Below are 21,032 nucleotides of genomic sequence, written 5' to 3' on the forward strand. Positions count from 1 at the left end.
AGCATGCTGCAGGAGGTCTTTCTGTGATTACCATTGACGATATATTAGAAACAAACCGCATGATTACGGAGAACAAGCTCGACGTGCGCACGATCACGATGGGCATCTCGCTGCGTGACTGCGCGCATCCGAACATCGAGCAGTTTTGCCGCAATGTCTACGACAAGGTCACAAAGTCGGCGGAATTCCTTGTACAGACAGGCAAGGACATCGAGGCGGAGTACGGCATCCCCATCATCAACAAGCGCGTTTCCGTCACGCCGATCGCCATCGCGGCGGACGCCTGCAAGACGGATTCCTACGTTCCCGTAGCTGAGGCGCTCGATCGTGCGGCGAAGGAGATCGGCATCAACTTCATCGGCGGTTTTTCCGCGCTCGTGGAAAAGGGATATACGCATGGCGATCAGGTGCTCATCTCGTCCATCCCGCAGGCGCTTTCCTCGACGGATCTCGTCTGTTCCTCGGTCAACCTCGGTTCGACGAAGGCGGGCATCAACATGGACTGCGTGCGCGAGATGGGCGAGGTCATCAAGCGTACGGCGGAACTGACGCGCGATCAGGCGGCCATCGGCTGCGCGAAGCTCGTCGTTTTTTGCAATGCGCCGGGGGACAATCCCTTCATGGCGGGCGCTTTTCACGGCGTTTCCGAGGCGGATAAGGTCGTGAGCGTCGGCGTCAGCGGGCCGGGCGTTGTGAAGCGCGCCTTGGAGGACATCAAGGGCGCGGATTTCTCCGAGGTGGCGGAGATGATCAAACGCACGGCGTTCAAGATCACGCGCGTCGGACAGCTCGTGGCACGCGAGGCGTCGAAGCGGCTCGGCGTACCCTTCGGCATCATCGACCTCTCGCTTGCGCCGACGTCGGCAGTCGGCGACAGTGTCGCGCACATCTTGGAGGAGATGGGACTCGAAAGCTGCGGCGCTCCGGGCACGACGGCGGCGCTCGCGCTCTTAAACGATGCGGTCAAGAAGGGCGGTCTCATGGCATCTTCGCATGTGGGGGGGCTGTCGGGCGCGTTCATTCCCGTCAGCGAGGATGCGGGCATGATCGACGCTGTGGCACGCGGCAGTCTCTCGCTGGAAAAGCTTGAAGCGATGACGTGCGTCTGCTCCGTCGGCCTCGACATGATCGCGGTCGCGGGCGATACGTCGGCGGCGACAATTTCGGGAATCATCGCGGACGAGGCGGCGATTGGCATGATCAACAACAAGACGACGGCGGTGCGCGTCATCCCCGTGCCCGGAAAGAAGGTTGGCGACGAGGTGGAGTGGGGAGGCCTCTTGGGGCGCTGCCCGATCATGCCCGTCAAGGACGCCTTCAGCTCGGAGGCTTTCGTCGCTCGCGGCGGACGAATCCCGGCGCCCGTGCGCAGCCTGACGAACTGAGGACGCGATGCGAGTCACGAAGAAGATACGCGAAAAGCAGCTGGAAATCCTCGAAGAGACGTACCGCGGCGCCAAGCCTGAGCTGCATTTCAGCAATCCCTTCGAGCTTCTGATCGCCGTCATCCTGTCGGCGCAGTGCACGGACAAGCGCGTGAACATCACGACGGCACGGCTCTTCAAGAAGGCGGCGACGCCTGCGGCCATCGTCGCCTTGGGGATTTCGGGGCTTGAAGAGGAAATAAAGGACTGCGGACTTTTCCGCAATAAGGCGAAGAATATCATGGCGACGTGCCGCACGCTCGTCGAGGAGTTCGGCGGCGAGGTGCCGTCCGACTACGATACGCTCCTCAAATTGCCGGGCGTCGGCAGGAAGACGGCGAACGTCGTGACGAGCGTCGCTTTCGGCCGCCCCGCCATCGCCGTCGATACGCACGTTTTTCGCATAGCGAACCGCTTGAAGCTCGCTGTGGGCGAGACGCCGCTCGCGGTGGAGAAGGGGCTGATGAAGGTGATTCCGCGCGAAAAGTGGAGTGCGGCGCACCACTGGCTCATCTACCACGGCAGGCGCGTATGCAAGGCGAATCGCCCGCTCTGCGGCGAGTGTCCGCTCGCGGATGTCTGCCCAAGCCGTGAGTGAGCAGCGAATGGGGGAAAGATTTTGAAGTACAGAAAGGCCGTGTTCGCTGATGTGGAGAGCATCTTTCATCTCGTGAACGACTATGCGGCGGACGGCGCGATGCTCGCACGTTCGCGCAACACCCTCTACGAGACGCTGCGCGATATGATCGTTGCCGAAGATGATGAGGGCAAGATCGTCGGCGTCGGCGGCCTGCACATGATGTGGGACGGTCTCGCAGAGGTTCGCACGATGGCGGTCGACCCTGCGCTTGCACGCTGCGGCATCGGATCGGAAATCGTGCATCGGCTCATGGAGGAAGGGCGTGCGCTCGGCGTGCGGCGATTCTTCACATTGACGTACAAGCCAGGCTTCTTCAAGACGCTCGGTTTCCATATCGTTGCCAAGGAGGAGCTGCCGCAGAAGGTCTGGAAGGAATGCATCGACTGTCCGAAGTTTCCGAACTGTGACGAGATCGCCATGGTGCGGGAGGCTGCGGACGCGAACAGTCATTGATTTTGCAGGAGGTTGTGTCATGATCATTGTAATGAGTCCGACGTCGACAAAGGAAAACCTTGAGAAAGTGGAGCAGAAAATCACGCGAGCCGGTCTCAAGTACCATCTTTCGGAAGGCGATGAACGCACGATCGTCGGCGTGATCGGTGACAAAAAGATCATTGCAGGACTGCAGATGAATTCTCTCGACGGGGTGGAAAAAACGGTGCGCATCACGGAGAAGTACAAACTTGTAAGCCGCGAGTTCAAGCCCGAAGACACCGTCATCGACGTCGGAGGCGTGAAGATCGGCGCGGGGCACTTGACGGTCATGGCGGGACCGTGCGCTGTCGAGAGCATGGAGCAGCTCATGGAAGCGGCCGAGTGCGTGAAGAAGTACGGTGCCAAGTTCCTGCGCGGCGGCGCCTTTAAGCCGCGCACTTCGCCCTATGATTTCCAAGGACTGGCGGAAGACGGGCTGAAGATGCTGCGCGAGGCGGCGGACAAGACGGGGCTCAAGGTCGTGACGGAGATCGTGAACATCAACGACGTCGAACTGATCACGAAGTATGCCGACATGATCCAGATCGGTGCGCGCAACATGCAGAACTTCCAGTTGCTCAAAGAAGTCGGCAAGGTGCATACGCCTGTACTCTTGAAGCGCGGCCTTTCCGCGACCATCAGCGAGTGGCTCAACGCGGCGGAGTACATCATGGCCGGCGGCAACGACAACGTCGTATTCTGCGAGCGCGGCATACGCACTTACGAGACGTATACGCGCAATACGCTCGATCTGAGCGCTGTCGCTGCCATCAAGGAGATCTCGCACCTGCCGATCATCGTCGACCCGAGCCACGGCACAGGACGCTGGCAGATGGTGCCCGCGATGGCGCGTGCGGCGATTGCGGCCGGCGCTGACGGCCTCATCATCGAGGTTCATCCGCATCCTGAAGTCGCGCTCTCGGACGGCGATCAGTCCCTGACGCCTGAGAACTTCCAGAAGACGATGGAAGAGGTGCGTGACATCGCACGCTTCATGGGGCGCGAGGCATGAAGATGAAGCTGGCTATCATCGGCGTCGGACTCATCGGCGGCTCTTTGGGACTTTGCTTAAAGGAGAAGCTCGGGGCGGACATCTTCATCACGGGACTCTGCCGCACGCAGAAGTCCATGGATCTTGCCGTAAAGCGCGGCGCTGTCGACATGGCGTCGTCTGACGTTCGCGAAGTCGTCGAGGGTGCTGACATCGTGTTTCTGGCGACGCCCGTGCTGCAGATGACGCCGATGCTGGAACGAATCGTGCCGTATCTCAAGAAAGGTGCGATCTTGACGGATGCGGGAAGCACGAAGGCGTATCTTTGGCAGCATATCCAGGGCATTCTGCCCGCGGGCGTCCACTACATCGCGGGGCATCCGATGACGGGGCGTGAGAAGAGCGGCGTCGAGGCGGCGTCCGCCGATCTTTTCCGTCACAAGGCCTACGTCATCGTCGAGGATACGGGAGCGCCGCCCGAGGCGCACGAGAAATTGATGTCGGTGCTTTCTCATACGGAGGCGAACTTCCTGCGCCTCGATATACAAAAGCACGATCGCTGCGCTTCAATCATCAGCCATGTGCCGCATGTGACGGCAGCGGCGCTCGTGACGCTCCTCAATCAGAGCGAAGGCGATATGGAATCGTGCCTGAAGCTCGCGGGCGGCGGCTTCAAGGATACGACGCGCATCGCATCTTCGAACGCCGATATGTGGGCGGATATCTGCATGACGAACCGAGAGGCGATCACGGGTCACTTGCGCGATCTGCAGGCGATCCTCGGAACGGTCATCGCTTCCATCGAAGCGGGCGATCGTGAAGCCGTGCATCGCTACTTTGCCGCGAGCAAGGAGCGGCGTGACGCCATCCTCGACCGAACGGAAAAGATGTACGATCTCGTATGACGGGGAGGGACATTGTTGGAAATCTCTTTGCAGGAGCTGGCCGCCGCACTGGAAAAGACTGACGTATTGCAGGGCTATGCCGATACGCGTGACGGGCGCATCATCTTGATGAGAGAAGACGAATCCGACGCGCAAACCGAAGCGGCGTCTCGGGAGGAAGAACGCATGGAGCGGCTGCTTTCCATTGAGGAGGATTGGCAGCGCTATGTGCCGCTGCCAGACATCTACAATGCAGAGATTCGCTCCATCATGCAGACTTTTGCAGAAAAGGCACCGCAGGAGGCGCGTGCTGCCCTTGAGGAAACCCTGCGCGGCGCTTCTGCCCGGCTGCGCTTTCGACGTGCGGTGCAGCGCCTTTCCTTGGCGGCGGCCTGGCAGGCGCATCTTTCGTCGAGTCTTCTCATGCTTGCACGCGATTGGTGCGAGGAGAATGCTATCGCCTATCGCGAATGAATCTGTGAAAAATTTCCTTGAGGGAGAAAAGACCCATTGAATATTGGATAATCCCATGCTAAAATCATTTATTACAGCGTGTATGTTATTCCAACTATGCGCATTTGCGCGTTTAACGCATTGTTGGACGCATGAGAACTGAATAAACGTAAAGGAATCGCTGCATTTATCAGCGCTTCCCGAATGATAGCGAGCAAGATGGGAGAGAGCGGACAAGGTATCAAGCGACAGTTTTATGCCTTGTCTTTTTTTGACTTTCCTGTCCTTCGTTGTCTTTTTTGCGTGCTTTTGGTTATAGACCGATATTTGGCTAAGGGGTGAGGGATTTAATGTTTAGTCCTGTGCCGGTGGGCAAGAGAAACAGGTATACCTATGCAAGGATCAAGGAAGTCATGGATATGCCGCATCTTTTGGATATTCAGAGGAACTCCTACGAATGGTTCTTGAAGGAGGGCCTGCGGGAGATCTTCCAGGATATTTCACCGATTCAAGATTTTACTGGAAATCTTGTGCTGTCCTTTGAAGACTTCTCGCTCGGCGAGCCGAAGTACGAGCTTGATGAGTGCAAGGAGAGGGACGTTACGCTCGCAGCGCCGCTGCGCGTCAACGTGCGCTTGATCAATCGCGAGACGGGCGAAATCAAGGAGCAGGAAGTGTTCATGGGTGATTTCCCGCTCATGACCGATACAGGAACCTTCATCATCAACGGCGCGGAACGTGTCATCGTCAGCCAGCTCGTGCGTTCGCCGGGCGCTTACTACGGTGAGACGATCGACACCACGGGCAAGAAGCTCTACAACGCGACGATCATTCCGAACCGCGGCGCGTGGATTGAGCTGGAAACGGATGCGAACGACGTCATTTCCGTACGCATCGACCGCACGAGGAAACTGCCCGTGACCATCCTTGTGCGTGCGCTCGGCTACAGCTCCAACAGTGCGATCGCCGAGCTGTTCAACTACGATGAGCGCATCCAGGCAACGCTGGAACGTGACGGCGCAAGCTCCAAGGAGGAGGCTCTCGTCGAGATCTACAAGCGTCTGCGCCCCGGCGAGCCGCCGACGGTCGACAATGCGCAGCAGCTCCTCGACAGCCTTTTCTTCGATCCCAAGCGCTACGATCTCGCTATGGTCGGCCGCTACAAGCTGACGAAGAAGCTGGGCTGGAAGCGCCGCATTCTTGGCAGGGTGCTCGCGCAGCCCATCGTGGACAAGGAGACGGGCGAGGTCGTCGTGCCGGCTGACGTCGTCGTCGACGAGTCGATGCTTGAAAACATCACAGCGGAGCAGGAGGATGCTCTTTTTGGCGAGGATAAGCCCGCCGTCTTTTTTGCGCGCACGCAGACGGGCGACGGCAAGAGTATGAAGGTCTTGTGCTCGCGTACGCTTCCCTACAATCATCGCACGATCACGTGCAACGACGTCATGGCGTCGATCAACTATCTGCTGAACCTCATGGACGGCGTTGGCACGACGGACGACATCGATCATCTGGGCAACCGCCGCGTGCGCTCTGTCGGCGAACTTTTGCAGAACCAGTTCCGCATCGGCCTTTCGCGCATGGAGCGCGTGGTCAAGGAACGCATGACGATCCAGGATGTCGACGTCATCACGCCGCAGGCGCTCATCAACATTCGTCCTGTCGTCGCGGCAATCAAGGAGTTCTTTGGCTCGTCTCAGCTCTCGCAGTTCATGGATCAGCACAATCCGCTGTCGGAGCTTACGCATAAGCGCCGCCTCTCAGCGCTTGGCCCCGGCGGCCTCTCGCGCGAGCGTGCGGGCTTCGAGGTGCGCGACGTCCACAACTCCCATTACGGACGCATGTGCCCAATCGAGACGCCGGAAGGTCCGAACATCGGCCTCATCGGTTCGCTGTCGAACTACGCGCGCGTCAACCAGTTCGGCTTCATGGAAACTCCGTACCGCAAGGTGGACAAGGCGGCGCACCGCGTGACGGACGATGTGCGCTACCTGACGGCAGACGAGGAGAACAAGATCGTCATCGCGCAGGCGAACGAGCCGCTCGACGAAAACGGCTGGTTTGTCAACGAGCGCGTCACGGCACGTTACAATGAGGAGACGGTTCTCGTGGCGCGCGATCGCGTCGACTACATGGACGTTTCGCCGAAGCAGGTCGTCTCCATCGCCACGGCGATGATTCCGTTCCTCGAAAACGACGATGCGAACCGCGCCCTGATGGGAGCGAACATGCAGCGTCAGGCCGTGCCGCTTCTGCGCACGCAGGCGCCTCTCGTCGGCACGGGCATGGAGTACAAGGCGGCGTGCGACTCGGGCGTCATGATTCTCGCAAAGCGTGCGGGCGTCATAGAGAAGGTCACGGCCGATCAGATTCAGGTGCGCACGCACGAGGGAGACCTCGACATTTACAAACTCCAGAAGTACCAGCGCTCAAACCAGGGCACATGCATCAACCAGGTGCCGATTGTTGAGAAGGGCGAGGAGGTCTTCGAGAAGCAGCCGATCGCCGACGGTCCTGCGACGGATCATGGCGAGCTTGCGCTCGGTTACAATATCATCGTCGCCTACATGCCGTGGGAAGGTTACAACTACGAGGATGCCATACTCCTTTCGGAGAACCTTGTAAAGCGCGACCTCTACACATCCATCCACATCGAGGAATACGAATGCGATGCACGCGATACGAAGCTCGGTTCGGAAGAGATCACACGCGACATCCCGAACGTTTCGGGCGATGCACTGAAGGATCTCGATGAAAACGGCGTCATTTCCATCGGCGCCGACGTGCTGCCGGGCGACATCCTCGTCGGCAAGGTCACGCCGAAGGGCGAGACGGAGCTGACGGCAGAAGAGCGCCTGCTGCGAGCCATCTTCGGCGAGAAGGCGCGCGAGGTGCGCGACACGTCGCTTCGCGTGCCGCACGGCGAGGCGGGCAAGATCGTCGACGTCAAGTCGTTCAGCCGTGAGAACAACGACGAGCTGCCGCCGGGCGTCAATCATCTCGTGCGCGTCTACATCGCGCAGAAGCGCAAGATCTCGGTCGGCGACAAGATGTCCGGCCGTCACGGCAACAAGGGCGTCGTCTCGCGCATCATGCGTCAGGAGGACATGCCGTTCCTGCCGGACGGCACGCCGGTCGACATCGTGCTCAATCCGTTGGGCGTGCCTTCGCGCATGAACATTGGACAGATTTTGGAAACGCATCTGGGCATGGCGGTGCGCGCCCTCGGCATGCAGATCAAGGCGGGCGACCCGACGGTGGGCGAGCGCCTGCGCTCGATCGGCTACGACGTCGAGGCGCATGGCGTGCCGAAGCCGGACGTGGCGGGCATCCACATCGCGACGCCCGTCTTCGACGGCGCGGGTGACGCCGAGGTGTTCGGCACGATTCGCGCCGCAGGACTGCCCGAGGACGGCAAGACAATCCTCTACGACGGACGCACGGGAGAACCGTTTGAAAACCGAGTGACGGTTGGCTGCGTCTACATGCTCAAGCTCCATCATCTCGTCGACGACAAGATTCATGCGCGTTCGACGGGGCCGTACTCGCTCGTCACGCAGCAGCCGCTGGGCGGCAAGGCGCAGTTCGGCGGCCAGCGCTTCGGCGAGATGGAGGTCTGGGCGCTTGAGGCCTACGGCGCGGCGTACACCCTGCAGGAAATCCTCACGGTGAAGTCCGACGACGTCGTTGGCCGCGTCAAGACGTACGAAGCCATCGTCAAGGGCGAGAACATCCCCGAGCCTGGCGTGCCCGAATCGTTCAAGGTGCTCATCAAGGAACTGCAGAGCATTGGCCTTGACATCAAGGTACTCACGGAAGACGCACAGGAGATCGTCATCCACGACGATGACGACGATATCAATGCGACAGCGCACGAACTCGACCTCGACGTCGCGGGAGTCGCTGCGCAGAAAGATAAGGAACAGCCGCCTGCGGACGCTGAAGCGGGTGAAGAAACCGAGGAAGAATCCTCCGAGGAGTTGGACGGCGATGAGATCATTGCCGATTTCAGCAGTTTCGAGACTCTGGGGGAGATGGATGACATCGCGGACGATGTGATGAGCGATGACGATTTCTCGGATAAGTAGAAGGGAGTGAACCCTCGTTGTTGGATGTAAACGAATTTGACTCGATGCGCATCGGTCTGGCATCGCCGGACAAGATCCGCGAGTGGTCCTATGGTGAGGTCAAGAAGCCGGAGACGATCAACTACCGCACGCTGAAACCCGAGCGTGACGGGCTCTTCTGCGAGCGCATCTTCGGACCGACGCACGATTGGGAATGCCACTGCGGCAAGTACAAGAGGATTCGCTTCAAGGGCGTCGTCTGCGACCGCTGCGGCGTCGAGGTGACGCGCGCCAAGGTGCGCCGCGAGCGCATGGGTCACATTGAGCTTGCTGCTCCCGTTTCCCATATCTGGTACTTCAAGGGCATACCGAGCCGCATGGGTCTCATCTTGGACATTTCCCCACGCGCGTTGGAAAAGGTTCTCTACTTCGCTTCCTACATCGTCCTTGATCCGGGCGATACACCGCTCATCAAGAAGCAGCTCTTGACGGAGAGCGAATATCGCGATAACCGCGCCAAGTATGGCAGCGCCTTCCGCGTCGGCATGGGCGCTGAGGCCGTGAAGGAGCTTCTCGTGGAGCTCGATTTGGATAAGATGAACGAGGAGCTCAGGAAAGACTTGCGCGAGGTCAGCGGGCAGCGCAAGATTCGCGCGATCCGCCGACTGGAAGTCGTCGAGGCATTCCGCAAGTCGGGCAATCAGCCCTCGTGGATGGTGCTCGACGCCGTCCCCGTCATTCCGCCCGAGCTTCGCCCCATGGTGCAGCTCGACGGCGGACGCTTTGCGACGAGTGATCTGAACGACCTCTACCGCCGCGTCATCAACCGCAACAACCGCTTGAAGCGTCTCCTCGATCTCGGTGCGCCGGACATCATCGTGCGCAACGAGAAGCGCATGCTGCAGGAGGCCGTCGACGCCTTGATCGACAATGGCCGCCGCGGCCGCCCCGTCACGGGGCCGGGCAACCGCCCGCTGAAGTCGCTTTCCGACATGCTCAAGGGCAAGCAGGGACGCTTCCGTCAGAACCTTCTCGGCAAGCGCGTCGACTACTCGGGACGCTCCGTCATCGTCGTCGGCCCTGAGTTAAAGCTCCACCAGTGCGGTCTGCCGAAGGAAATGGCGCTCGAACTCTTCAAGCCTTTCGTCATGAAGAGGCTCGTGAGTTCCGCTCTCGCACAGAACATCAAGAGCGCCAAGCACATGGTCGAGCGCGCGCGTCCAGAGGTCTGGGATATGCTCGAAGAGGTCATCAAGGAGCATCCTGTCCTCCTGAACCGCGCTCCGACGCTGCATCGCCTCGGCATCCAAGCATTCGAACCAGTGCTGACGGAAGGACGTGCGCTGAAGCTTCATCCGCTCGCGTGTACGGCGTACAATGCCGACTTCGACGGCGATCAGATGGCGATTCATCTGCCACTGTCGGCAGAGGCGCAGGCGGAGGCGCGCATACTCATGCTCGCTGCGAACCACATCCTCGCGCCGAAGGACGGCAGACCGATCATCGTGCCGACGCAGGACATGGTGCTCGGCGCCTACTATCTGACGATCCTGCGCCCCGGCGCACTGGGCGAGGGCAAGATCGTCACGGGCATCGAGGAAGCGCTTTTGATGTATCAGCATCAAGAGCTTGCCCTGCAGGCGGAGATTCAGGTGCGCATCGAGGGATACGGCCTCGTCAAGACTTCGCTCGGGCGCATGATCTTCAACGAGATCCTGCCGCAGGAGCTTCGCTATTACCACAAGGATGAGGAGACGGGGCAGTGGTGCCTCGGCATCCGCATGGACAAGAAGCAGCTCGGCAAGCTCGTGGCAAACTGCTTCGATCACTTCGGCGCTGCGCGCACGGCCGTCGTCATCGACGACGTCAAGAACCTCGGCTATCACTATGCGTGCCTTGCGGGCATGACGGTCGCGATTTCCGACATCATCGTGCCCGAGAAGAAGCAGGACATCCTCGCGGCGACGAAGAAGCAGGTCAATGGCATCGAGCGTCAGTTCAGCCGCGGTCTCATTACGGATGAGGAGCGATACAACAAGGTCATCGCGCTTTGGACGCAGGCAACGGACGATGTGACGGACGCCATGATGGACAACATGGATGCCTTCAACCCCATCTTCATGATGGCGGACTCGGGCGCGCGCGGCAACAAGCAGCAGATGCGTCAGCTCGCCGGCATGCGCGGCCTCATGGCCGACCCGTCGGGCAAGATCATCGACCTGCCGATCACGGCGAACTTCCGCGAGGGTCTTACGGTTTCCGACTACTTCATCTCCTCGCACGGCGCGAGAAAGGGTCTTGCCGATACGGCTCTTCGTACGGCGGACTCGGGCTACCTCACGCGCCGTCTCGTCGATGTCGCACAGGACGTCATCGTGCGCGAGGACGACTGCGATGTGGAGAGCATCAATTTGCTGCGTGAGCGAGCACGCCTCGCGGAGTCGGCGGCGGATGCCATCGAGATCCTCGATGAGCAGCTCGTCGGCCGCCTGACGGCAGCGGACATCATGAGTCCTGCGACGGATGAACTGCTGCTGCCGAAGGACACGGTGCTGACGGAAGGCGATTTGGAACTTCTTGCCGAGGAAGATGTGCATGAGATCGTCCTGCGCGGCTCTTCCCTGACCTCCGAAGCCATCATCAGCAGCACGATGGTCTCGGAGAAGATTGCCCTTGGCGAGCCGGACGAGGCGCGCCGTGCGGAAATCAAGCACGCTATGATTCACGAAATGCTCGGCAAGGAAACGCGCTATGCCGTCACAGACAGCGAAGGCACAGAGATCGTTCCCGCCGCCGTCGATTTGACGGAAGAGCAGATCGAGGCCATCCTTGCGAGCGATGCCAAGGAGCTCAAGGTGCGCAATAACAATGTGCGCGGCATCGAGGTCGAAGCCATCAAGGAAGGCAACGGCATCATTGAGTCGTTGGAGGATCGCATCACGGGACGTGTGCTGGCGGAAGACATCTTCAATCCTGAGACGGGCGAGAAGGTCGCCTCGCTCAACGATGCGATCGACGAGGCGCTTGCCAAGAAGATCGCGGCGGTGCGCGAGCGTGTGTCCATCCGCAGCGTCTTGACGTGCAAATCGCAGTTCGGCGTCTGCGTTAAATGTTACGGACGCGATCTCGCGAACCAGACGGAAGTCGAGGTCGGCGAGGCCGTCGGCACGATTGCCGCGCAGTCCATCGGCGAGCCGGGCACACAGCTCACGATGCGCACGTTCCATACGGGCGGCGTTGCGGGTGAGGACATCACGCAGGGTCTGCCGCGCGTTGAAGAACTGTTCGAAGCGAGAAAGCCCAAGCACCATGCAATCATCGCTGAGATCGAAGGAACGGTTGAGATCACGGATACGGGCAAGGGCATGAGAAAGCTCCTGATCGTTCCTGAATCGGGCGAATCGCGCGAGTATGCGATTCCCTACGGCGCACGCCTCGCCCTGCACGACGGCGACCATCTCATGCCTGGCGATCGCCTGACGGAAGGATCGATCAATCCGCACGACATCCTGCGCGTCTGCGGTTTGCGCGATACGCAGCGCTACCTTGTCTATGAGGTGCAGAAGGTCTACAAGTCGCAGGGCGTTGAGATCAACGACAAGCACATCGAGGTCATGGTGCGCCAGATGCTGCACAAGGTGAAGATCGAGGAGGCGGGCACGACGAGCTTCCTGCCCGGCGAATACGTCGACATCAACTCCTTTGAAGCGGCGAATGCCGTCGCCATCGAGGCCGACGGCGAGCCTGCTGTCGCGAAGCCGATTCTCCTCGGCATCACGAAGGCGTCGCTCGCGACGGATTCCTTCCTGTCGGCAGCCTCCTTCCAGGAAACGACGCGCGTTCTCACGGACGCTGCCATCAAGGGCAAGGTCGATCCTCTGATCGGTCTGAAAGAGAATGTCATCATCGGCAAGCTGATTCCTGCAGGAACCGGCATGGGACGCTATCGCAACATCGCGGTCGTCGATCCGAATCCGCCCGTTCCCGAGCCGCCCGAAGGCGACGGCGAGGAAATGGCGGCTGAGTCCGAGGAGACGTCGATGGAAGAACCGACGCTCCATGCGGAAGAAGCTGTCGAAGAGAAGGAAGACAAAGCGACAGAAGAAAATATCGGCGCTTGAGAGCGATTTTCTTGTAAAAAAATCCCGCGAGTTTTGGCACTCGCGGGATTTTTTATGTGGAAAACTGCTGTTTCTACAACTTGAACTTCACCAACACCTGCTCAAGGGCATTGAGCACGTCGTTGATATTCTCTTCCGTGATGATGAGCGGTGGCTGGAACGCCATGACGTTTCTGGCGACGCCGTTCTTGCCGACGATGAAGCCGCGATCTTTAAGCTCTTCGAGCACCATGTCCAGTTCTTCGGGGGCAGGACTCTTGTCGCTATGAACGAATTCTGCGCCCGTCATGAGACCGAGACCGCGGATGTCGCCGATGATAGGGTGGCGCTTCTGGATCTCGGCAAGTCCCTTGCGCAACTCTCGACCGCGCGCTTCGGCGTTTTCGGCGAGGCGATGCTCCTCGATGTAGTTGAGGACGGCGAGTCCTGCCGTACTCGAAACGGGGTTGCCGCCCAAGGTTGAAGCACCAGGCTTCGTGTAGCTGTCGGCAACCTTGGCGCTCGCGATGAAGGCGGAGATGGGCTGCCCGTTGCCGAGCGCCTTGGCGACGCACATGATGTCGGGTGTGACGCCCGCGTGCTCGATGGCGAACATCCTGCCCGTGCGAGCAAATCCCGTCTGTACCTCGTCCGCGATGAAGAGACCGCCGTAGGACGAGATGATTTCTTTGACGCGCTGGAAGTATCCTTCCGGCGGCACGATGATGCCGGCGTTGCCCTGAATGCTTTCGGCGATGAAGGCGGCGGGTTTGCCGCTCGTTGCCGTCCGGATGATCGTCTCGACCTCATCGGCGCAGGCAAGGCCGCATTCGGGATGGGTCTTGCCGAGCGGACAGCGGTAGCAGTACGGGTTCGGTGCGAACTGGATGCCGCCGACGGGGTTCGGATCGGTGCGCCACATGCCGATGCCCGTAAGGCTCATCGTGAGCTTTGTGCGCCCGTGCAGACCGTTTCGGAGTGCGATGAACTCGCTGCTTCCCGTGTGAATGGTCGCGAGCAGCGCAGCGCCCTCCGTCGCTTCCGTGCCCGTCGAGCAGAAGAAGCTCTTCTGCAGGTCGCCGGGCGTGATCTCGGCAAGTTTTTCGGCGAGGTTCACGAAGTTCTCCGTCAAGTAGATGTTGCAGACATGCTGCAATGTTTTAGCCTGCTTTGTGACCTTCTCCGTAATCTCGGGATTGCAGTGGCCGCAGTTGATGACGGAAACACCCGCGAAACAGTCGAGATACTTTCTGCCCTCGCTGTCGAAAAGGTACTGCATGGAGCCGCGCACGATTTGGCGCGGCTCACGGTAGAAGTGGCCGAGACAGGGCATGATGTACTTCTTCTTTTTTTCGAGGATGGCTTCAGCGCCGATGTATTCTTTCAAATAATGACCTCCTTAGGGGAGCGTGGATGACATGAGTGTTGGATTCATCCGCGCTTTTTAGATCGAATCCTTCGACTCGCGGAAACGGTAGATGCCGAGACCGAAAGCGCGCGGACTCTTCGCGGCGAGTGCGGCGAGCGCGGATTCATCGAAAGCTTTTTCCCCGCGTGAGAGCGCATCGAGCGCCTCACGGTACGTTTTCGTGACGAGAGCGACAAGCGCAGGCGCGTAGTCCTGCGCCTCAATGCGGTAGGAGGCGATGCCGTTGAACTTCTCAAGGTACGGATAAAGACACAGATCCTTCGCGAAGTAGAGGTGGTTGCGCCCGAACTGGTCGATGCGGATGGAATGAACCTCGCCCGCCCTGTCGCGCAGTGCATAGCGGCGATCGAGAAATTCGGGATTCTTCAGCGGGTCGTAGCCGCCCAAGGACATCTCGGGCAGATTGTGATCGAGGATCATGGATTCGTAAGAGCCGTGCACGACCGTTTCGATGGGAAGCTCCGAGGCTTCGACGAGACGCCTAAGCTGCTCGAAGGAAAGTTCGAAGGAGGATGCCGCCATGGCAAGACCGTTTTCCTTGAGGAATTTTGCGGCGAGATGGTTGAAAAGGTTGAACGAGAGATCAGCCTGTACGGGCAGGTTTGTGATCGTCTGGGCGAGACGCAGGGAGCCGAGGTTGCTGACGAGAACGCCTGCGGGCTGCAGGCGTTCAAGCGCCGTGAAGAATTGCTCAAGCTCGCCGCACTCGCGGCGCATCGTCGTGCGCGGCGTATTGACGAAGACCTTTGCGCCCGATTCATTCGCCGTTTCGATGACGGATTCGATGTCCGTGAGTCGCCACGGCTTCTGGGGGCGGAATGCCTCGCCGCCGACGTAGACGGCATCGGCGCCGCTCTCGATGGCGGCGCGTGCGCCTTCGATGTCGCCGACGCGCACCGAGAGACGGCGATGGGGCGCATTCTCGCGTGCGATGGGGCGCTCCGCCTTCAGAATGTCGTCCTGGAAGCCCGGCTCCTTCACGGCCTCGCTGAAGAAGCGAGGTTCTCGCGTGCCGTCAAAGCCGATGTCGCGTGCTGTCGTCGGCCCTAAGGCGAACGTCGTCGTGAAGTCGCGCGCACGGTTGTCGAAGAGGTCGCGCCAGCCCGCTTCGTCGACTTGGTAGCCGAAAGGATCGGCGATGTAGCTGTCAATCGCCTTGCGGTAGGTGCGCACGATGCGGCGGATGAACTCCGCCGGGCGCATGCGTCCCTCGATCTTGAAGGAGTGAACGCCTGCCTGAATGAGCTCGGGGATGTTGCGATACATGCACATGTCCTTCAAAGCGAGCTTGTACGGGCCTTCGCTCTCGGCATCCAAGACCTCGCCCGTCGCCTCGTCGATCAGCTCATACGCCCAGCGGCAGGGCTTCAGACAGCGGCCGCGGTTGCCGCTCTGACCGAAGAGCACACCCGAATGGATGCACTGGCCGCTCTCGGACATGCACATGTCGCCGTGCATGAAGTATTCGACTTCGAGTCCTGTACGTTCCTTGAAGAGACTCAGTTCAGAAAGCGTCATCTCGCGCCCGACAACGATGCGCGTGATGCCGTATTCCTTGAGTTTTTCAATCGCCGCCTCGTTGTGCGTATTCATCATGACCGAGGTGTGCAGCGGGATGTCGATGCCCAGTTCCTTTTTCAGCTCAAGCACGGCGAAGTCCTGCACGAGGATCGCGTCGGGGCGAATCTCCTGCAGGTAGAGCAGATATTCGCGCAGGGCGGGAAGCTCTTCCTCGCTGATGAGGTTGTTCAATGTGATATAGAGCTTGACGCCGTGCTCGTGCGTAAAGTCGACGGCTTTTTTCAGCATCTCGTTGTCGAAATTCGTATCGCCGTGGTGCATGCGCATGTTGAAGTGCTTGCCGCCCAGATAGACGGCGTTCGCGCCCGCCTCGACGGCGGCGACGAGGGCGTCCCAAGTGCCGGCCGGTGCGAGAAGCTCCACGCAATTACGGGTTAATAGCATATTTTTTTCATGCTCCTTTGCTCATAATTTTTCCGTTTAACGTATAGTATACCATATTTCTAGCCTTTCTGGCGAATTTCCGTAAAGATTGTATATGTCCTCGAAGTCTAGATGGACCTTTCAAAGGCCGTTCTTTTCACGGCACTCTTGACAGATGCCGTAGAATTCAAAGATGTGCCCCGTGATGAGGAAGCCTCTTTTCTCGGCTTCCTTCGTGTAGGCTTCCTGCATGGGACAGATGTCGATACACTCCGTCTTGCCGCATTCCGTACAGACGAGGTGGTGATGGTGATGACCCGGCTCGATGATCTCGTAGACGTTTCCCGCTGCGCGGTAGATTTCGTGAATGACGCCGAGATTCGAGAGGAGCGCGAGGTTGCGATATATCGTATCGAGGGAGACGTTGGAATGCTTCCTGCGCACGGCGGCAAGAAGCTGCTGGGCCGTGGGGAAGGGGTCGCATTCATGAAAGGCGTCGAGGACGGCGCGTCGCTGCGGAGTCAGCTTGTATCCTTTGGAGCGCAGGAGTTCCAGATGATCTTCAGTCATGACATCCTCCTTTTGTCGAGGGTATACACGGTTTTTCTCATCATACCATAGGAGGGCGGAAAGGGGTAGGGTGCAGAAGAAAGAATCATTGGGCAGATGCTTTGTTCTGTGCTATAATTTCTACAAAAGAGATGAGAGATGAGGACAGGAGGACGATTCCTTGAAAAAAACTTTGGAGGATGCCGTTGTCGTTTTGAACCGCGCCATATTGCCCGACATCTGGCAGATGGAACTTCTCTCGCCGAAGATTGCGGCGGGAGCAGAGCCGGGGCAGTTCGTCATGGTGAAGAAGCCGAAGAGCGCGCATCTTCTGCGCCGTCCTTTCGGCGTGGCGGACATCGACGACGAGAAGGGGACGATCACGCTCTTTTACCGCATCTTGGGCGAAGGGACGGCGGAGCTTTCCACGCTGCGACCAGGCGAAAGCCTGAGCGTCGAGGGCGCACTCGGCACGGGTTTTACGCTCACGGACGAGTCTGCGCTTCTCGTCGGCGGCGGCTTGGGACTAGCGCCGCTCCTTTTGCTCGCGCGTCGCCTGCGCGAAAAGCCCGTCGTCATCATCGGCGCACGTTCTGAGCCAGAGACTTTTTGGACGCGGTTCTTCACACCGCATGCGAAGGCGGTCTATATCGCGACGGACGACGGAACGAGCGGCTTTCACGGCTATCCGCTTCATTTGATGCCGCTCGTCCTTTGCGAGAATGAAGTGCATGCTGTCAAGGTCTGCGGCCCTGACCCGATGATGGACGGCATCGCGCGTCTGGCGCGGAGCGCGGGGCTTTCCTGCGAGGTATCGTTGGAAAAGCGCATGGCGTGCGGCTTCGGCGTCTGTCTGGGCTGCACCTTTGAGGGAAAGGCGACGGGCAGGAGACGCAAAGTTTGCACGGAAGGGCCGGTCTTTGCGGCGGAGGAGGTTTTTGAATGAACAGGGAAAGGCTTGCCGTCGAGGTCGCGGGCATTCGCATGGCGACGCCGATCATGGGCGCGTCGGGCACGTTCGGCTTCGGCATGGAGTATGAAGATTTCCTCGACCTCGCGGACGTCGGCGCCGTCGTTTCGAAGGGCATCACGCCGAAGCCGCGTGCGGGAAACGGCGGCGTGCGCATCGCCGAAACGCCCGCCGGCATGCTCAATTCCATCGGTTTGGAGAATCCCGGCATTGAGGTGTTCTGCCGTGACATCCTGCCCGAGGCGGCAAAACTGCCGACGTCGTTTATCGTCAACATCAGCGCGGGCACGGCGGAGGAATACGGCGAGATGGCGCAAATGCTCGACGTCGAGGGCGTCGATGGCATCGAGGTCAATATCTCATGCCCGAACGTCAAGGAAGGCGGCATCGTCTTCGGCACTGACCCTGTGCAGGCGGCGCGTGTGACGCAGGAGGTCAAAAAGCATACGAAGAAGCCCGTCATTGTAAAACTTTCGCCGAACGTCACCGACATCCCGCAGATGGCGCGCGCCGTCGAGGAGGCAGGTGCCGACGCCGTATCGCTCATCAACACGCTGACGGGCATGGCGATCGATGTCGAAAAGCGTCAGCCGCTCCTCGGCAACATCACGGGAGGCCTTTCCGGCCCTGCCGTCAAGCCCATCGCCCTGCGCATGGTCTATCAGGCGGCGCAGGCGGTTTCGATTCCCGTCATCGGCATGGGCGGCATACAGACAGGCGAGGATGTGGCAGCGTTCCTTCTAGTCGGTGCGAGTGCCGTCGAGATCGGCGCGGAGAACTTCGCGAATCCGCGTGCCGTCGTCGAGGCGGCCGAAGGACTCGATGCGTATTTGGAGCGCCAGGGCATTGATCATGCGCGGGATTTGATAGGGGCGTTGGAACTTTGAGGTCAGGGAAAGGGCGCAGGATGCGCTTCGCCTTCCTCTTTGCGCTGTTCTTCCTGCTCACGCTCTCTGCCGGCTGCGGCGGAAGGAGCGCCGTCTACCGCGAGCCGCCGCACCATCCCGAGTTCGTCGAGGGCGCGAAGTTTTCGGAGAATCCTGCGAAGTTCAAGGGCAAGGAAGTGCAGTTCGTCGCGCGTGTCGTCGATATCGACGGCGCGGCGATGCAGACTGAGATGCACGAGGGCGGGCCGCGCCTCCTCGTTGAGGGCAAGGGTGTCAGCGCCGCCGAGCCGCGCCCGTCGCGCGGCGACTATGTGCGGCTCTATGGCAAGGTGGAGGAAGACGACAGGGCGGGCTACGTCGCCGTCATCGACTCCTACAAGGTCACGGTGCCGCGCTGGAGCGAACTCATGCGCACGTCGAGGAGTCTTAGAAGCGACGATGGTCATGTTGAGGTACAGATTCTCTCGGCTGTGGCGGCACGCAATTCGCTCGAAGTCAAGGAGGGAAATATCTCCCTGATGCCCGAGAGCGCGGCGACGAGGCTTTCGGACATCGCTTTCATCGGCATGACGCTGAAGATTCGCGGCGAGATAGATGACGACGGCGAGGGCGATTTCGACTACCTTGAGCGCAGCGGTCAAAGGATGCGCTCGGGCTTCACGCTCGACTTGGACGGCGATGGCACGGCAACCTTCAAGACGGAGGTGCTTTCCGTGCCAATGGAGTACAAGGAAGCCTTGAAGGCGGTCGGCGCGTCGGGCGACGGCAGCGTCGCCCTGCCCGAAGGAAAGACGTACCGTCTGCGCTATCGCTGACGTTGGCACTGACAGAAATCCCCTGCGCTGCATCGCGCAAGGGCAGTGGATAATCTACGGTTTTTGGAAAGGAAGCAAGGCATGGAAGGCATGGACGAAAAGAGCCGAGAGGAACTTCTCGAAGAATATGCGCGGCTGATCGTGCGCATGGGCGTCAATTTGCAGGCGGATCAGCCGCTCGTCATCAATGCGCCGCTCGCGTGCGCCGACTTCGCGCGCCGCGTTGCGGGCGCGGCGTACGATGCGGGTGCGCACGATGTGACGGTCGCGTGGAACGACGAGCGGCTCGCGCGTCTGCGCTACGACAAGGCGAAGAAGAGCGTCTTTTCGGAGTTTCCCGAATGGCGTCGCCGCCTTTACGAGGACAGTGCGGCAGAGGGGGCAGCCTTCGTCACGATTCATGCTTCCGACCCGGAGATCTTCAGCGGCGTCGAGCCGGAGAGGCTGACGCTCGCGCAGCAGGCGGCGGGCGCGGCGCTCCTCGAATACCGCCAACGCTTGATGAGCAACAAGAACGCTTGGTGCGTCGTCTCGATTCCGACGGAAAGCTGGGCGAAGAAGGTCTTTCCCGAGGATGCGCCTGATGCTGCCGTTGAAAATCTCTGGCAGGCAATCTTCGATGCCGTGCGCCTTGCGCCTGGTGAGGATGCGGCAGCGCGCTGGCAGAAGCACATCGAATTTTTGGCATGTGCGGCGAAGTTCATGAACGACCATGCTTTCTCGCGCTTGGAGTACAAGAACGGTTTCGGCACGAACCTCTTCATCGAACTGCCCGAAGGGCATATATGGATGGGTGGCGCGGAAAAGACGCAGGACGGCGTGACCTTCGTCGCCAACATGCCGACGGAAGAAATCTACACGCTTCCCAAGCGTGACGGCGTAAATGGCACGGTCAGAGCGATGCGCCCCCTGAACGTCAACGGCAATCTTGTCGAGGGATTTTCGCTGACCTTCAAAGATGGCAAGGTCGTCGACTACAAGGCGGAGCGCGGTGCAGAGATCCTCAAGGAACTTTTTTCGACCGACGAAGGTGCGAGCTATCTCGGTGAAGTCGCGCTCGTGCCCTACGATTCGCCGATCTCGAAGAGCGGCGTGCTCTTCTTCAATACGCTTTTCGACGAAAATGCCGCGTGCCACCTTGCCTTCGGCAAGGCGTACCCGACATGCATCGAGGGCGGCGAGACGATGACCAGCGTCGAGCTTCTGCAGCGCGGCGTCAACGATTCGCTCGTGCACGAGGACTTTATGGTAGGCTCAAGAGATCTCGCCATCGACGGAATCGAGGCGGACGGCACGCGCGTCCCTGTGTTCCGCGAGGGAAATTTCGCCTTTGCTTGAGGACGGCAGACTTCAAGTGCGTCGTATCAATAGAAAAAGCCCGGATTTTCCGGGCTTTTGTTCATCC

General features: G+C 59.8%; 15 protein-coding genes. 12 read left to right on the forward strand and 3 right to left on the reverse strand.

From position 1 onward, the window contains the following. The first annotated feature begins 23 nt into the window (after positions 1-23). From SELSP_RS05020 to rpoC, 8 genes are all read left to right on the forward strand, one after another. Positions 24-1,385, forward strand: coding sequence for a PFL family protein (locus SELSP_RS05020; protein WP_013740748.1), 1,362 nt, complete (start codon positions 24-26; stop codon positions 1,383-1,385). 7 nt (positions 1,386-1,392) lie between these two features. Beyond that, entirely contained in the window at positions 1,393-2,022 is a 630-nt protein-coding gene (gene nth / locus SELSP_RS05025) for an endonuclease III (protein WP_006190877.1), read from the forward strand. Positions 2,023-2,043: 21 nt separating this feature from the next. Beyond that, positions 2,044-2,517 carry an N-acetyltransferase gene (locus SELSP_RS05030; protein WP_006190875.1) on the forward strand — a complete coding sequence of 158 codons (474 nt, stop codon included), beginning with the start codon at positions 2,044-2,046 and terminating at the stop codon, positions 2,515-2,517. A gap of 19 nt (positions 2,518-2,536) precedes the next feature. Then, positions 2,537-3,550: a 3-deoxy-7-phosphoheptulonate synthase gene (gene aroF, locus SELSP_RS05035; protein ID WP_006190874.1), complete on the forward strand. Its 1,014-nt coding sequence runs from the start codon at positions 2,537-2,539 to the stop codon at positions 3,548-3,550. Beyond that, positions 3,547-4,434 carry a prephenate dehydrogenase gene (locus tag SELSP_RS05040; RefSeq protein WP_006190873.1) on the forward strand — a complete coding sequence of 296 codons (888 nt, stop codon included), beginning with the start codon at positions 3,547-3,549 and terminating at the stop codon, positions 4,432-4,434. Before aroF ends, SELSP_RS05040 begins: the two co-directional genes overlap by 4 nt. Before the next feature lie 15 nt (positions 4,435-4,449). After that, a complete protein-coding gene (locus SELSP_RS05045; RefSeq protein ID WP_013740750.1) occupies positions 4,450-4,887 on the forward strand; it encodes a UPF0158 family protein in 438 nt (145 codons plus the stop codon). A 329-nt stretch (positions 4,888-5,216) separates the two neighbouring features. After that, positions 5,217-8,954, forward strand: coding sequence for a DNA-directed RNA polymerase subunit beta (gene rpoB, locus SELSP_RS05050; RefSeq protein WP_006190868.1), 3,738 nt, complete (start codon positions 5,217-5,219; stop codon positions 8,952-8,954). A 17-nt stretch (positions 8,955-8,971) separates the two neighbouring features. Then, positions 8,972-13,054, forward strand: coding sequence for a DNA-directed RNA polymerase subunit beta' (gene rpoC / locus SELSP_RS05055; RefSeq protein ID WP_013740751.1), 4,083 nt, complete (start codon positions 8,972-8,974; stop codon positions 13,052-13,054). A gap of 73 nt (positions 13,055-13,127) precedes the next feature. Here the strand turns inward: rpoC and SELSP_RS05060 are convergent, their stop codons facing one another. The 3 genes from SELSP_RS05060 to SELSP_RS05070 all read right to left on the reverse strand — a co-directional run bounded on the left by SELSP_RS05060 (position 13,128) and on the right by SELSP_RS05070 (position 16,976). Further along, positions 13,128-14,366 (reverse strand): aspartate aminotransferase family protein, encoded by a 1,239-nt coding sequence (locus SELSP_RS05060; RefSeq protein ID WP_232362333.1) that lies wholly within the window; start codon positions 14,364-14,366, stop codon positions 13,128-13,130. A 111-nt stretch (positions 14,367-14,477) separates the two neighbouring features. Beyond that, positions 14,478-16,427: a peptidase U32 family protein gene (locus SELSP_RS05065; protein ID WP_006190862.1), complete on the reverse strand. Its 1,950-nt coding sequence runs from the start codon at positions 16,425-16,427 to the stop codon at positions 14,478-14,480. A 120-nt stretch (positions 16,428-16,547) separates the two neighbouring features. Continuing rightward, positions 16,548-16,976 carry a Fur family transcriptional regulator gene (locus SELSP_RS05070; protein ID WP_013740752.1) on the reverse strand — a complete coding sequence of 143 codons (429 nt, stop codon included), beginning with the start codon at positions 16,974-16,976 and terminating at the stop codon, positions 16,548-16,550. Between the two features lie 160 nt (positions 16,977-17,136). On the opposite strand from SELSP_RS05070, the gene SELSP_RS05075 reads away from it, so the two are divergent. From SELSP_RS05075 to SELSP_RS05090, 4 genes are all read left to right on the forward strand, one after another. Continuing rightward, positions 17,137-17,901, forward strand: coding sequence for a dihydroorotate dehydrogenase electron transfer subunit (locus tag SELSP_RS05075; protein WP_006190860.1), 765 nt, complete (start codon positions 17,137-17,139; stop codon positions 17,899-17,901). Next, positions 17,898-18,812 carry a dihydroorotate dehydrogenase gene (locus SELSP_RS05080; RefSeq protein WP_006190859.1) on the forward strand — a complete coding sequence of 305 codons (915 nt, stop codon included), beginning with the start codon at positions 17,898-17,900 and terminating at the stop codon, positions 18,810-18,812. Before SELSP_RS05075 ends, SELSP_RS05080 begins: the two co-directional genes overlap by 4 nt. Continuing rightward, positions 18,809-19,627, forward strand: coding sequence for a hypothetical protein (locus tag SELSP_RS05085; RefSeq protein ID WP_232362310.1), 819 nt, complete (start codon positions 18,809-18,811; stop codon positions 19,625-19,627). The genes SELSP_RS05080 and SELSP_RS05085 overlap by 4 nt, the downstream gene beginning before the upstream one ends. An 81-nt stretch (positions 19,628-19,708) precedes the next feature. Then, a complete protein-coding gene (locus SELSP_RS05090; protein WP_006190857.1) occupies positions 19,709-20,965 on the forward strand; it encodes an aminopeptidase in 1,257 nt (418 codons plus the stop codon). Positions 20,966-21,032: the final 67 nt, after the last annotated feature.

This window comes from Selenomonas sputigena ATCC 35185, from assembly GCF_000208405.1.
GTDB lineage: Bacteria > Bacillota > Negativicutes > Selenomonadales > Selenomonadaceae > Selenomonas > Selenomonas sputigena.